The sequence below is a fragment of the Streptomyces sp. NPDC003635 genome (assembly GCF_053587635.1).
Genome location: NZ_JBSFOK010000002.1, coordinates 165,844 through 179,536 on the forward strand (window position 1 = coordinate 165,844; position 13,693 = coordinate 179,536).

The 13,693-nt window shown below is 72.9% G+C and carries 12 protein-coding genes; 4 read left to right on the forward strand and 8 right to left on the reverse strand.

What is annotated here, in order from left to right:
* Positions 1 to 369: 369 nt before the first annotated feature.
* Positions 370 to 2,409, reverse strand: coding sequence for a HelD family protein (locus tag ACWDRW_RS02795; protein ID WP_451719084.1), 2,040 nt, complete (start codon positions 2,407 to 2,409; stop codon positions 370 to 372).
* A gap of 292 nt (positions 2,410 to 2,701) precedes the next feature.
* Between ACWDRW_RS02795 and ACWDRW_RS02800 the strand changes: the two genes are divergently transcribed.
* On the forward strand, positions 2,702 to 2,887 hold the full coding sequence (locus ACWDRW_RS02800; protein ID WP_451719087.1) for a hypothetical protein: 186 nt from the start codon (positions 2,702 to 2,704) through the stop codon (positions 2,885 to 2,887).
* A gap of 35 nt (positions 2,888 to 2,922) precedes the next feature.
* On the opposite strand, the gene ACWDRW_RS02805 is transcribed toward ACWDRW_RS02800, so the two are convergent.
* The gene (locus ACWDRW_RS02805; protein WP_451719089.1) at positions 2,923 to 4,566 is read right to left on the reverse strand and encodes a DNA repair helicase XPB; all 1,644 of its coding nucleotides are present in this window, start codon (positions 4,564 to 4,566) and stop codon (positions 2,923 to 2,925) included.
* 68 nt (positions 4,567 to 4,634) lie between these two features.
* Positions 4,635 to 7,136 carry a helicase-associated domain-containing protein gene (locus tag ACWDRW_RS02810; protein ID WP_451719091.1) on the reverse strand — a complete coding sequence of 834 codons (2,502 nt, stop codon included), beginning with the start codon at positions 7,134 to 7,136 and terminating at the stop codon, positions 4,635 to 4,637.
* 405 nt (positions 7,137 to 7,541) lie between these two features.
* Here ACWDRW_RS02810 and ACWDRW_RS02815 point away from each other — a divergent pair, with 405 nt between their 5' ends.
* Positions 7,542 to 8,513, forward strand: a complete 972-nt coding sequence (locus ACWDRW_RS02815) for a hypothetical protein (RefSeq protein ID WP_451719093.1) — start codon at positions 7,542 to 7,544, stop codon at positions 8,511 to 8,513.
* Positions 8,514 to 8,536: 23 nt separating this feature from the next.
* A complete protein-coding gene (locus tag ACWDRW_RS02820; protein ID WP_451719096.1) occupies positions 8,537 to 9,172 on the forward strand; it encodes an HAD family hydrolase in 636 nt (211 codons plus the stop codon).
* Here ACWDRW_RS02820 and ACWDRW_RS02825 read toward each other — a convergent pair.
* Complete coding sequence (locus ACWDRW_RS02825) at positions 9,151 to 9,399, reverse strand: hypothetical protein (protein ID WP_451719098.1); 249 nt, start codon at positions 9,397 to 9,399, stop codon at positions 9,151 to 9,153. The genes ACWDRW_RS02820 and ACWDRW_RS02825 overlap by 22 nt on opposite strands.
* Positions 9,400 to 9,564: 165 nt before the next feature.
* Here ACWDRW_RS02825 and ACWDRW_RS02830 point away from each other — a divergent pair, with 165 nt between their 5' ends.
* Positions 9,565 to 9,948: a cold-shock protein gene (locus ACWDRW_RS02830; RefSeq protein ID WP_189942254.1), complete on the forward strand. Its 384-nt coding sequence runs from the start codon at positions 9,565 to 9,567 to the stop codon at positions 9,946 to 9,948.
* A gap of 6 nt (positions 9,949 to 9,954) precedes the next feature.
* On the opposite strand, the gene ACWDRW_RS02835 is transcribed toward ACWDRW_RS02830, so the two are convergent.
* Genes ACWDRW_RS02835 through ACWDRW_RS02850 form a run of 4 tightly spaced genes read right to left on the reverse strand, consistent with a single transcriptional unit; the run spans position 9,955 to position 13,435 of the window.
* A complete protein-coding gene (locus ACWDRW_RS02835) occupies positions 9,955 to 10,794 on the reverse strand; it encodes a 1,4-dihydroxy-6-naphthoate synthase (protein ID WP_451719102.1) in 840 nt (279 codons plus the stop codon).
* Positions 10,791 to 11,471, reverse strand: coding sequence for a futalosine hydrolase (locus tag ACWDRW_RS02840; RefSeq protein WP_451719105.1), 681 nt, complete (start codon positions 11,469 to 11,471; stop codon positions 10,791 to 10,793). Before ACWDRW_RS02840 ends, ACWDRW_RS02835 begins: the two co-directional genes overlap by 4 nt.
* Positions 11,441 to 11,953: a DUF2771 domain-containing protein gene (locus tag ACWDRW_RS02845; protein WP_451719108.1), complete on the reverse strand. Its 513-nt coding sequence runs from the start codon at positions 11,951 to 11,953 to the stop codon at positions 11,441 to 11,443. Before ACWDRW_RS02845 ends, ACWDRW_RS02840 begins: the two co-directional genes overlap by 31 nt.
* 57 nt (positions 11,954 to 12,010) lie before the next feature.
* Positions 12,011 to 13,435, reverse strand: a complete 1,425-nt coding sequence (locus tag ACWDRW_RS02850) for an MFS transporter (RefSeq protein ID WP_451719111.1) — start codon at positions 13,433 to 13,435, stop codon at positions 12,011 to 12,013.
* Positions 13,436 to 13,693: the final 258 nt, after the last annotated feature.

A 13,693-nucleotide genomic window follows, 5' to 3' on the forward strand; every position in this document is an offset into this window, starting at 1 on the left:
GGTGGGGGTGGGGGTCGTTCTGCGTCTGGTCCTGCGGTGGGGGTGGGGGTCGTTCTGCGTCTGGTCCTGCGGTGGGGGTGGGGGTCGTTCTGCGTCCGGCCCCGCCGTCGGGGTGGGAGTCGCTCTGCGTCCGGTCCTGCGGCGGGAGCGGGTGGCGCTCTGCGTCTGGTCCTGCGGTGGGGGTGGGGGGCGTTCTGCGTCGGGTCCCGCGGCCGGGGTGGGGGGGCGCTCTGCGTCGGGTCCCGCGGCCGGGGTGGGAGTCGTTCTGCGTCGGGTCCCGCGGCCGGGGTGGGAGTCGCTCTGCGTCCGGTCCCGCGGCCGGGGTGGGAGTCGCTCAGTGTCCGGCCCCCCGTCGGGGTGGGAGTCGCTCTACGTCAGTTGGGGCGGCAGTGGGGTGGCGTGGGTCACGATCAGTCCTGAGACCGCTCGGGTCAGGGTGACGTACAGGCGGCGCAGGCCGGTGCGTTCGTCGGGTTCGGCGTCCACCACCGCCTGGGGTTCGTCCAGGACCACGTAGTCGTACTCCAGGCCCTTCGCCAGTGACGCGGGGACCAGGGTGAGGCGGGTGTCCGCCGTGGTCTCCTCGCCGGGGGAGAGGTGGCCGATGCCCGCCGACGCCAGCGCCCGCGCCAGTTCCGGCACGCGCGCGTCCGCCGCGATCAGGCCCGTGGAGCCCTCGTTCCGCAACAGTTCCTCGCACGCCGTCACCACCTCCGCCGTGCCGCCCACCGGCCGCACCTCGAAGAACCCCGGGTTCTCCCGGACCGAGGCCACCGGTGTCAGGCCCGGAGCGATGTGCGGGAGCAGCCGGGAGGCGTACGTGATCACGTCCGTGGGGACGCGGAAGCCCGCCGTCAGCTCCTCCACCACCCCGTCCGCCTTGCCCAGATGCGACAGCGCCTCCGCCCAACTCCGCGTCGCCCAAGGCGTCGTACCCTGCGCGAGATCGCCCAGCACGGTCGCCGACCCCGTCGTACAGCGCCGCCCCACCGCCCGGTACTGCATCGGCGACAGGTCCTGCGCCTCGTCCAGCACCACATGCCCCAGCGAGTGCGTCCGCTGGACCAGGTCCATCGCCTCGTCGATCAGCACCGCGTCCGCCGCCGACCACTTCGCCGACTTCACCGACCGCACCGGCCGCGTCCACAGGATCGTCTTCCGCTCGTCCTCGCCGAGCAGCCCGTCCGCATGCTCCGCGAGGAACTCCGCGTCCGTCAGCAGCCGCAGCACGAGCTTCGCCGGTTCGACCGCCGGCCAGATCGCCTTCACGGCCGCCTTCACCGCCGTGTTCCGCGCCACCGCGTCCTGCACCCGGTCGTCCGGCGCCTCCCCGGACCGCTCCATCTGCACCAGCACCGCGTGCGCGATCCGCTGCGGAAGAGCGTCCCGGGCGGCGCCGTACCGGATGTCCCGGTCCAGCAACTCCCGGACGATTTCCTCGAGTTCGTAGGCCGGCACCCGCCAGCGTCGCGACCCGCGGACCACCACGACCGGCTCCGTCGGAAGCGTCACATGCGAGTACAGCGCCCGCCGCAGCACCTCCGCCATCCGCGCGTCGCCCTTCACCAGGGCCGCCGCCGCCTCGTCCGTGCCGCGCACCTCCACATGCCCGACCAGGTCATCGACGGTGGCCTGGCGGACCGTCAACTCACCCAGTGCGGGCAGCACTTGCTCGATGTAGTGCAGGAAGGACCGGTTCGGGCCGATGACCAGCGTCCCGGTCCGGGCGAGCCGCTCGCGGTGCGCGTACAGCAGATACGCCACCCGGTGCAGGCCCACCGCCGTCTTCCCGGTCCCGGGGCCTCCCTGCACACACACCGTGCCGCCGAGCCCGGACCGGACGATCTCGTCCTGCTCGGGCTGGATCGTGGCGACGATGTCCCGCATCGGGCCCACGCGCGGCCGCTCGATCTCCTGCTGGAGCAGCTTGCTCGTCCGCGCCGCCTCCGCCGGGTCCGACAGATGCTCGTCCTCGTACGCGGTCAGGTCGCCGCCCGTGTAGCCGAAGCGGCGGCGCAGCGCCACGTCCATCGGGTCCTTCTTGGACGCCCGGTAGAACGGCTGCGAGACCGGCGCCCGCCAGTCGATCACCATCGGGTCGCCGACCGCGTCGTGCACATGGCGGCGCCCGATGTAGAACTGCTCGCCCTCGGCGCCCTCGGAGCGGTCCGCGCCCGGCGCGTGCAGGTAGTCGAGGCGGCCGAAGAAGAGGGGCGTGTCACTGAGGTCGGCCAGCGCCTTGATCCGCTCGTCGATCTGGCGGGCGAGCACCTCGGCGTTGACCCAGTTCGCGGTGACGTCCTTGATGTCGAGCGCCTCCACGTCCTCGCGCATGGCACGCAGCGCGGCACGGGAGGAGGCGAGGTGGGAACGCTCGCGGGAGAGGGGGTCGTCGGTGGACGTGGACAAGGGGATGCCTCCGGGGGCCTGACAGTGCGGACGCTGCGAGATGCCGTCCGGTTTCCGGCCGGACGGCGGCACTCCGGGAAGGGAGGCGGGCAAGAGCGGAGATTCTAGGTGAACGGGGGAGACGGCGGCCAACGGTTTTCCCGCCCCCCTGCCGGGCCCCCTCCGCATCCCCTAGGGGATGCGGCCCTCCTTCCCGAGGGGTACGGGTCGGTCCTGGGACGGACGGGGGCAGGGGACCGGTTCGGCCCGTAGACCGATGCCCTCCTTATGTCCCGGAATCCACCATGGAGACATGAGCGCAGCAACCATCACCCCAGCACCCGGCCGCCGGCCGGCCTCCGGAGCCAGTCCGGTCCTCGGCAGCCACCACCACCGCCTCGGCGACGCCCTGCGCGCCGTGAAGGTCTTCGCGGGAGCCGCCTTCGACGTCGTCATCCTCGGTGAGTACGGCGAGGAGGCGGGCGTCCGCCGCAAGTAGCCGTACGCCCCGCCGGCCCTGGCCCAGCCGGGGGCTCAGCTCTCCGCGAGGATCTCGTCCGCGTCGACGATCCGGTACGCGTAGCCCTGTTCCGCCAGGAAGCGCTGGCGGTGGGCGGCGAAGTCCTGGTCGATCGTGTCCCGGGCGACGACGGAGTAGAAGTGGGCCTGGTGGCCGTCGGACTTCGGTCGGAGGACCCGGCCGAGGCGCTGCGCCTCCTCCTGCCGGGAGCCGAACGTGCCCGAGACCTGGATGGCGACCGTGGCCTCCGGCAGGTCGATGGAGAAGTTGGCGACCTTGGACACGACCAGCACACTGATCTCGCCCTCACGGAAGGCGTCGAAGAGCTTCTCGCGCTGGGCGTTGGAGGTCTCGCCCTTGATGACGGGGGCGTTCAGGTGCTCGCCCAGCTCGTCGAGCTGGTCGATGTACTGGCCGATCACCAGGATCTGCTGGCCCGCGAAACGCCGTACCAGCGCCTCGGTCACCTTGCGCTTGGTGGCGGTCGTCGCGCAGAAGCGGTACTTCTCCTCCTGCTCGGCGGTGGCGTACGCGAGCCGCTCGGAGTCCGTGAGGTTCACCCGCACCTCGACACAGTCCGCGGGCGCGATGTAGCCCTGCGCCTCGATCTCCTTCCAGGGAGCGTCGAACCGCTTGGGGCCGATGAGCGAGAAGACGTCCGACTCGCGGCCGTCCTCACGGACCAGGGTCGCCGTGAGCCCCAGCCGCCTGCGAGCCTGGAGATCCGCCGTGAACTTGAAGACCGGCGCGGGCAGCAGATGCACCTCGTCGTAGACGATCAGACCCCAGTCCCGGGAGTCGAACAGCTCCAGGTGCGGGTAGACGCCCTTCCGCCTGGTCGTCAGCACCTGGTACGTGGCGATCGTGACGGGCCGGATCTCCTTCCTCGTCCCGCTGTACTCGCCGATCTCGTCCTCGGTCAGCGAGGTCCGCTTCACCAGCTCGTGCTTCCACTGCCGGGCGGAGACGGTGTTGGTGACGAGGATCAGCGTCGTGGACTTCGCCTGCGCCATCGACCCGGCGCCGACGAGGGTCTTGCCGGCACCGCAGGGCAGCACCACGACCCCGCTCCCGCCGTGCCAGAAGTTCTCCACGGCCTGCTTCTGGTAGGGCCTGAGCGCCCAGCCGTCCTCGGCCAGCTCGATCGGATGCGCCTCGCCGTCGACGTACCCGGCGAGATCCTCGGCCGGCCAACCCAGCTTCAGCAGGGTCTGCTTGATCTGCCCGCGCTCGGAGGGGTGGACGACGACGGTGTCCGGGTCGATCCGGGCGCCGACGAGGGGAGCGATCCGCTTGGAGCGCAGCACCTCCTCCAGCACCGGCCGGTCGGTGGTCGTGAGCACCAGGCCGTGGGCGGGGTGCTTGCTGAGCGTCAGCCTGCCGTACCGGTCCATGGTCTCGGCGACGTCGACGAGCAGCGCGTGCGGCACCGGGTACCGGCTGTACTGCACGAGCGCGTCCACGACCTGCTCGGCGTCATGCCCGGCGGCGCGCGCGTTCCACAGCCCGAGCGGGGTCACCCGGTAGGTGTGGATGTGCTCCGGCGCCCGCTCCAGCTCCGCGAACGGCGCGATGGCCCGACGGCAGGCGTCGGCCTGCTCGTGGTCGACTTCCAGGAGCAGGGTCTTGTCGGACTGGACGATCAGCGGTCCGTTCACGTACGCATCCCTCCGGACTGGTCCAAACGTCCAGTGTGCCTGACGGGCGGACGATCAAGGGGGGCGTCTCAGTCCTCCGCCAGCTCGGCCACTCCCGTCACCCGGTGCAGGGGGTAGGTGCGGACCTCGTCCGCCGTGTGGTCGTACGCCGTCACGAAGCCGCCCTCGACCCGGATGGGGGCGATGACGCGCTGGCTGGCGGCGCCCTCGGCGTTGACGTAGCCGATCCAGAGGGCGTCGCCGGTGAGGACGGCGGCCTGCATGGTGGCGAGGGTCTCGGCGGAGCTGGTGCGGGGGAGTTCGCCGCCGGCGAGCGGGGTGTGCTTGCGGGGGGTCGTCGAGGCCATGTCGCCCGCCCTGATCGCTCGGATCGCCGCCGACAGCAGGGTCGCGTCCGGCACCGGGGGTCCGTCCGGCACCGGCTCGGGGGCCGTGCGCGGCGGGGTGCGGTGGGCCAGGGCCCGGGTGATCAGGACGTCGCCCTCGGCGGACTCGGCGGCCGGGGCGAACCCCATCGCCCGCAGCCCGTCCAGCAGGGTGGCCGGATCGGCCTGGGCGGCCAGGACGGTCGGGGCGAGGCGGCGCAGGCGCAGGCCGGCGGCCCGCTTGTCGGCGAGGATCTCGTTCAGCACCGCGTCGTCGTCGCAGCGGACGTAGGCGGAGGCCGCGCCCACCCGGAGGTGCCCGTGCTTGCGGGCCACGTCGTCGATCAGGTACGTCAGCGGCTGCGGCACCGGCGTGCGGGAGTGGGCGGTGAGGAAGGCGTGCAGGTCGGAGGCGGACTGGCCGGAGTCCAGGGCGCGGCGGACCGAGCCGGGCGTGAAGCGGTACACCGTCGCCCCGCCCTTCGACTCCACGTCCGCGAGGATCCCGAGCATGTCGGCCAGCGGGCGCTCCAGCGGGCCGGGGGCGACCGCGGTCAGGTCCGCCTGGAGCAGGACGTGGTCCAGGGGCGCGGGCAGGAGAGGGGCGAGCAGACGGGCGGCCGCGGCGGAGGCGGTGGCCTGTTCCGGCGGGGAGAGGGAGACCGTCGCGCGGTGGTGGACGGGGAGCTTGTCGCCCGGTCCGACGGGTTCCTGACGCTGCTTGTGCTCCGGCAGACCGAGCAGCGCGCGCCCGTGGGCCGACAGGGCGCCGCGCCCGGTGACGCCGAGCCGCTCGGCCTCCTCCAGCGTCCACTCGGCGAGCTGCCCGCGCGGGTCGTCGGCCTGCTGCGGGCCGCGCAGCGGGCGCTCCCAGCGCAGCCGGGCCAGCACCGACTCGGTGCTCGGGGCGGCGCCCTCGGGCAGCCCGGCGAGCAGGGTCAGCACCCGGTGCCGTACCTCGGGGGCGGTGGAGCGGTCCAGACCCGGGCCGAGGGCTGAGAGCGTGCGGTCCTTGGCGTCCCGGCCGCCGACCAGGCCCGGGGTCCGGGTCGCCGCCAGCCACGCCTGGGCCAGCTGGACCCAGCGCAGGTCCGGGGCCAGTTCCAGCCACTCGTCGTAGGCGGGGGTCGCGGCGTACCGCTCATCGGCCTCGCCGTCGGAGGCGAGCAGGCCCGCCGCGTAGGCGAGCTCGACCCAGAACGCGGCGACCGGCTCGGAGACGTCCAGGGCGACCGCGGTGCGCTTGAGGTCGCGGACGCTGAGACCACCGGCCCGCAGCACCGCGGGACCGCCCTCGTGCCAGTCCTTCAGCAGCTCCTCCACGGTCGCGAGCGCGGTGTACGCCTGCCCGGCCGCCGTCGTGTCCACAACCTGTGGACGGTGCGTCGCGGCGGCCTCCACGGCGGGCGGCAGCGGCTCGGTCGCGCGGTGCGCGTGGCCGTCGCGCAGGTGCAGGGCCACTTCACGCGGGAGTACGACGGTCCCCGGCGCCGTCGGCAGCAGCAGCCCGCGGTCCAGCAGCCAGCGCAGACGGGGCGCCGGATCCGCGGTGACCTGGCCGTACGGCGGGCCCCAGACCAGGCGGGACAGGATGTCGAGGGACTCGGCGGGGGCCCCGGCGAGCAGGGCCGCCATCCGCTTGCGGTCGGTGAACAGCCCGCCGAGCGCGGTCACCGCGGAGACGGCGTCGTGGGTGGACGGCAGCCCGGCGGTGGTGACGATCTCCTGGATACGGCCCGGCGACATCCCCGCGGTGGCCTCCCGTACGGACGGGCCGAGACCGGTCGGGGAGGGGTGCTGCGGGGTGGGGGTGAGCAGCTCGCGGGCGGTGCGGACGAGGCGGAGCCGGTCGTTGTCGCCCCAGACGAGGGCCTGCTCGCGCAGGAGGGCGACGGCCCGGGGGAGGGCGCCCTCCACGGCGGGGTCGCCGTCGTCGCCGGCCATCAGGGCGAGGAGCTCGTCGTACGGGGCGGGGTCCGCGGCGACGGCGAGGGCCTCGGCGGTCTGCAGCGCGAAACGGTCGAGCCGCTCCAGCGCGCGGACGACGGAGGCCCGGGTGCCGGCCCTGGTCGCGAGCTGGGTGAGGTCCGTGGGGACGGGGGTGATGAGGTCGGGGCGGGCGCGCAGGAGTACGGCCAGGGAGGCGTCGTCCCGCGCGCGGAGCGCTTCCGCGAGGGAACGGGGCGAGAGTGCCGGGTCGCTCATCCGACTCACGTTAGCGGGTGGCTACGGGGAAGGGGTTGGCCTACGTCACTCGGGTGCCCCTGGCCGGGGTGCGGCACGGGGATCTCGCCCGCCCGGGCTTGCGGGTGCCGCTGCGCCCGCCGGTGCCGCCCCGGCGGCACGACTGCCCGCGGCTGCGCCCTGGTTGTGCGGGTGGGTGGGCGTCGGTCTTGCGGCGCGGCTGCCCGCGGCTGCGCCCTGGTTGTGCGGGTGGGTGGGCGTCGGTCTTGCGGCGCGGCTGCCCGCGGCTGCGCCAGTGGGTGGGCGTCGGCCTCGCGGCACGACTGCCGGTGGGCGGGCGCCGGTTCCGCGGCTGGGCTGCCCGCGGCCGCGGAGGCGGTACCTTTTGCGACGGGGTCTCAACACTGCAACCCCCGGAGGGACTTCGTGGGGATCGAGAGCGATCAGGTCGTCTTCGAGTATCTGAGCCGCGTCGGTGACGTGGCTCAGCAGCGGCAGTTGCCGTCCGGTACGCGGATGCGGTTGGTCTCCGAGCTGCGCAACGAGATCGACCGGCGCCGCGCCAAGGCTCCCGTCGACAGTCCCGCCGCCGTCCGCCGGATCATCGCCCGGCTCGGCACCCCCGATGAGGTCGTCAGCGCCGCCGGCGGCGATGGCGGTACCCCGCAGACGCCGACCGCCGCCGTCCCGGTGCAGCGGCGGAGCGGCGAGGAGCCGGTGGCCGACGTTCCCTCCCCGCCGCACCTCGCCCGTGCCGAGGAACTGGGCGACAGCGCCCTCCAGCCCGACTGGTGGCGGGTGGACTCCAGTCCGTTCGGGGCCGGTGAGGAGGTCCCCGGGTTCGTCGGCGGCGTCGAGATCCCCGAGCTGCTCAAGCCCCCGCCGCCGAGGAAGCCGCAGCAACCGAAGAAGGAGACCCCCGAGGATCGCGCCGCCGCGGAAGCCGTGGCGGAGGAGCCCGTCGGGGAAACCGTCGCTCCCCGGCGGCGCTTCTCCTGGCTCCTCCCCTCCGGCAGGACCGCGAAGCCCGGACAGACCGCGAAGACCGGACAGCCCGGCAAGAAGTGGTCCAACCCCCTCCTCCTGCTCGCCGCCGTGCTCCTGCTCGCCGGCGCCGTCATCGGCAACCTCCTCGTCCTGATCCTCGGCTGGCTCCTCGCCTACGGATCGCGCCGGCTCACCGAGGCCGAGAAGAAGGGCGCCGTGGTCGTGCTGCCCGGGCTCGCGGTCACCGCCGGTGTGGTGTGGCTGTGGGGCCGCACCGAAGGCCGCTGGGGCGAGCCGATCGCCGACGGACAGATGAACCAGGCGCTGCAGGAGACCTGGCCCTGGGTCGTGCGCGGCGCCGCCGTCGCCTCGGCGCTGTACCTGGTCTGGCGGTCGCAGAGGCAGAAGTAGGGCTGTCGTACCGGACGGGCACAATGGCCCATATGGCCTCCACACCCCGGCTCACCGTCGGCTTCGACCTCGACATGACCCTCATCGACTCCCGCCCCGGCATCCACGCCTGCTACACCGCCCTCGCGGAGCGGACCGGGACCCATGTCGACGCCGACCTGGCGATCACCCGGCTCGGGCCGCCGCTGGAGGAGGAGATCGCCAACTGGTTCCCGGCGGAGCGGGTCAGGGAGATCGCGCAGATGTACCGGGCGATGTACCCGGACTTCGCCGTGGGGGCGACCCCCGCCCTCCCCGGCGCCGCCGAGGCCATCGCGGCCGTCCGAGCCGTCGGCGGACGCGCGATCGTCGTCACCGCCAAGTACGAGCCCAACGCCAAGCTGCACCTCGACCACCTCGGCATGGAGCCGGACGCGGTGATCGGCGACCTGTGGGCCGAACGCAAGGCGGAGGCGCTGCGCGAGCACGGCGCCGCCGTCTACGTGGGCGACCACCTCGGAGACATCCGCGGCGCCCGCACGGCGAAGGCGCTCGCCGTGGCCGTGGCCACCGGACCCTACGACGAGGAAGCGCTGCGCGACTACGGCGCCGATGTCGTCCTGCCGGACCTCACGCACTTCCCCGCGTGGCTGACGGACTACTGGCCCGCCCGCGCCTGACGGCGCCCCGCGCTGATCGACTGGAAGACACCCACGCCCGCGATCAGGAATCCGACGCCCATGAGCATGCTCAGTCCGAACATGTACGTCGGAAAAGGCGTCGTTCCGAGCAGCAGCGGGGCCACCGTGACCACTGTGGCCACGGCACCGATGATGAACACGACCCCTCCGACTCGGATCAGTCGGTCACCGGGCGCGGCGGAATTCGTTTGGGTTTTGTCACGCACCGGACCAGGGTAGTTCCCTGCGCGAAGGAACAACCGGGGGACGTCTTGTCACCCGCCCGAAGACCATTAGCCTTGGTACCGGCGGGTCGAGGTCGACCCGCCCGAGTGCTATCAAGAGCCGTTTTCAGAAGCAGTTTTCCGACGAGTACGAGGACGAGGACAGACGTGCCTACCGGCAAGGTCAAGTGGTTCAACAGCGAGAAGGGCTTCGGCTTTCTCTCCCGCGACGACGGCGGTGACGTCTTCGTCCATTCCTCGGTCCTCCCCGCCGGAGTCGAGACGCTCAAGCCGGGCCAGCGAGTGGAGTTCGGGGTCGTCGCCGGTCAGCGCGGAGACCAGGCCCTTTCCGTGGTGATCCTCGACCCGACCCCCTCGGTCGCGGCGGCACAGCGCAAGAAGCCCGACGAGCTGGCCTCGATCGTGCAGGACCTGACGACCCTGCTGGAGAACATCACGCCGATGCTGGAGAAGGGCCGTTACCCCGACAAGGCCTCCGGCAAGAAGATCGCCGGGCTGCTGCGGGCGGTCGCCGACCAGCTCGACGTATAGCCGACATCACGGGAATTCGAGCGCGTCCGGGCCGAGGGCCGGCAGCAGTCCCTCGGCCGCCGCACGCGTGAGCAGGCCACGCACCGCCGCGTAGCCGTCCTCGCCGAGTCCGGCCGTGAACTCGTTGACGTACAGCCCGATGTGCTGGTCGGCGACGGCCGGGTCCATCTCCTGGGCGTGCTCCATGACGTACGGGCGGGACACATCCGGATCGTCCCAGGCGGCCAGCACCGAGGCGCGGACCGACTCCGCGAGCCGGGTCAGGGCCTCGGCGCCCAGCGACCGCTTGGCGATGATCGCGCCGAGCGGGATCGGCAGCCCGGTGGTGTGCTCCCAGTGCTCGCCCATGTCGGCGAGCTTGTGCAGACCGTAGTTCCGGTACGTGAACCGCGCCTCGTGGATGACGAGCCCCGCGTCGACCTTCCCGTCCCGCACGGCCGGCATGATCTCGTGGAACGGCATCACGACGATCTCGCCCACGCCGCCCGTCAGGGTGTCCGCGGCCCACAGCCGGAACAGCAGATACGCCGTCGACCTCTCGCTCGGCACCGCGACCGTGCGGCCCGTCAGGTCGAGCCCCGGCTCACGGGTCAGCACCAGCGGCCCGCAGCCCCGGCCCAGCGCGCCCCCGCAGGGCAGCAGCGCGTACCGGTCGAGGACGTACGGCAGCACGGCGTACGACACCTTCAGCACGTCGAACTCGCCGCGCTCGGCCATGCCGTTGGTGACGTCGATGTCCGCGAAGGTCACGTCCAGCCCGGGTGCGCCGGGGACCCGGCCGTGCGCGAGGGCGTCGAAGACGAAGGTGTCGTTCGGGCAGGGGGAGTACGCGATCTGCAGGCTCATGCCGACTTCCAACTCTCCACTACGGGTGTGAGCTTCCCGAAGCCCTCGGTGAGCGCCTGAAGCGCCTCGGGGATCCGCCAGGCGGCCCGGTCGCGCGGGCCCACCGGGTTGGAGACGGCCCGGATCTCCAGCACGGGCACCTGGTGCGCCGCGGCCGCCTCGGCGACCCCGAAGCCCTCCATGGCCTCGGCCAGGGCGGTGGGGTGGCGGTCGCGCAGGGCGGCGGCGCGGGCGGCGGTACCGGTGACGGTGGAGACGGTGAGCACCGCGCCGGTCAGGGCGCCGGTCGCGGCCGCGGTCTCCCGTACGAGTGCTTCGGGCGGACGGTGGGTGACGGTGCCGAAGCCCAGCTCGGTGACCGGCAGGAAACCGTCGGGCGTCTCGGCGCCCAGGTCGGCGGCCGTGATCTCGTCGGCGACGACGAGGGAGCCGACGGGGGCGTGCGGGGTGAAGCCGCCGGCGATCCCGGCGGAGATCACCAGGTCGTACCGGGCGCTCGCGAGGGCCGTGGCGGTACGGGCGGCGGCGCGGGCCGGGCCCACCCCGACGGCGAGGACGTCACCCGGGAACCCGGTGAGCGCGCGGGCCACCGCGTCCCGTTCGGCCGGGACGGCGGTGGCGACGAGGACGCGTACGGCAGGCGTGGTCAGTCGTCCTTCTTCAGCTTGAAGGACCACAGCCCGGTGACCGTGTTGCTCATCTCCTTGCCGTCGCCCGCCTTGATGGAGACGAGGGTGGAGTTGCCCTGGGCGCCGTACTGGGCGTTGAAGAACACGCTGCCCGGGATCGTGCGGTAGGTCTTGTCGCTGTCCTCGGTGAGCGGCTGACCGTTCATCAGGATCGTCCAGCGCTTGTCGGCGATCTCCGGGTCGACACCGAAGCGGACGGTCTCGTCCGGGTCCACGGTGATCGACTTGATGTCGGTGTCCTTCAGGCACTTGGTCAGGTCCGCGGTCTTCACGGTGTCGCCGTGGCCACCGCAGGTGGCCTCCTCGCTGACCGAGGACGAACCGACGGTCACGGTGGCCATCGGCGTCGGCTTGTCACAGGCCGACAGAACGAGCAGTCCGGCGGAAACGGCGCCGGCGGCGGCGACGGCGCGGCGGCGTCGCACAGCACGTGGTACATCAGCGGCTTCGCCGCGGGGCAGCGTGGTCATGGGCGAAGGCTATCGGGCGCGTCTCACGCTCTCTTTACGTGGGGGTCGTGCCGTGTCTTATGCCACCCTCGTGCGCGGGCCGCCGCCGTGCCGGGCCGAGACGATGAGCCCGTGGACCGTGGTGAGCCAGCCCGCGGCGACGATCGTGGCGCCCACCGCCATGCCGAGGGTGCCGTTCAGCGGCAGCACGATGCCGATGGCGCCGCCCAGCACCCAGGACATCTGCAGCAGCGTCTCGGAGCGGGCGAAGGCGGAGGTGCGCACCAGCTCCGGCACGTCCCGCTGGATCAGCGCGTCCAGGGACAGCTTGGCCAGCGCCTGCGAGAACCCGGCGACCGCCGCGAGACAGGCCACCAGGGCGGCGCTGAAGAAGGCCGCGGCGGTGATCGCCGCCGTCATCACACAGCCCACGACGGTCACGATGATGATCTCCGGGGCGCGCGAGCGCAGCCACGCCCCGACCGCCGTGCCGAGGGCGTTGCCCACCCCGGCCGAGACGGCCACTATCCCCAGCGACACCGCGGCGCTCTGGCCGGCCAGCGGATGCTCGCGCAGCAGGAAGGCGAGGAAGAAGATCAGGAAGCCGGACAGACAGCGCAGGGCGGCGTTGGCGCCCAGCGCGTGGGTGACGGCGATGCCGACGGTGCGCAGCCCGGGCCGTTTGACCGGCTTCAGATGCGGTCCGTGCAGATGCGCCTCGTCCGCCGCGAGCAGCGCCGTGTCCTCGCCCTTGGCCGAGTCGACCTTCGGCGGCAGCGTGAACGACAGGAACGTCCCCACCAGGAACAGCACGAAGGCGCCGTAGAGCGGCCAGCGGTCGCCGAGCGCCTGGAGTCCGGCGCCGACCGGCGCGGCCACCCCGGTGGCCAGCAGCCCGCCGAGGGTGACCCGTGAGTTCGCCTTGACCAGGGAGAACCGGGGTGGCAGCAGACGGGGCACGACGGCGCTTCTGACCACGCCGTACGCCTTGGAGGACACCAGTACGCCGAGTGCCGCCGGGTACAGCTCGATGCTGCCGGTGCTGACGGCCCCGGCGAGGATCAGGGCGAGGAAGGCGCGGGCCAGCATGGCGCTCGCCATCGCCGCCCGGCGGCCGTGCGGGACCCGGTCCAGGAGGGGGCCGATCACGGGCGCGAGGAGGGCGAACGGCGCCATGGTGATGCCGAGGTAGAGCGCGACCCGGCCGCGGGCCTCGTCGGTCGGGACGGAGAAGAAGACGGTGGACGCGAGGGCGACGGTGATCATCATGTCGCCGGCGCCGTTCACCGCGTGCAGTTCGATCAGCTTGCCGAGGCCCGACTCGCCGGCGCCCTGCGCGTGGGTCGCCTTGCGGATCCCGCGGGCGGTGCCGGTGACCGGAAAGTGCAGGGCACGGCCGACGGAGCGGACGGCGCCGCCAACCCGGCCCGAACCGCCGCCCTTGCTGCGGCCCCTGTCCCCACCGACCCCGGTGGCTCCTTGAGGCGTCCGCGCGGCTGCCACGACGTCATAGTGCCCCGAGATGGCCGTGCGTAGTGCGGTTACCGCGCGTATGGGCGCGGCTTTGTCAGTGGTTTGCGACCGTCGGTGTAGGCCGAGCGCCGGTGAGCAGGTAGCGTGCGTATCTCGGCCATCCCGCAGAATGGATGGTGACAGGTGCGCCCGAGCGCGAGAGGGCGCGGACGTCGACGCGGTCCTTCGGTCCGCTCCGTCCGCCCGCCCCGCCGCCTTCAGGCAGCCGCACCCGAGAGACGGCGTAGG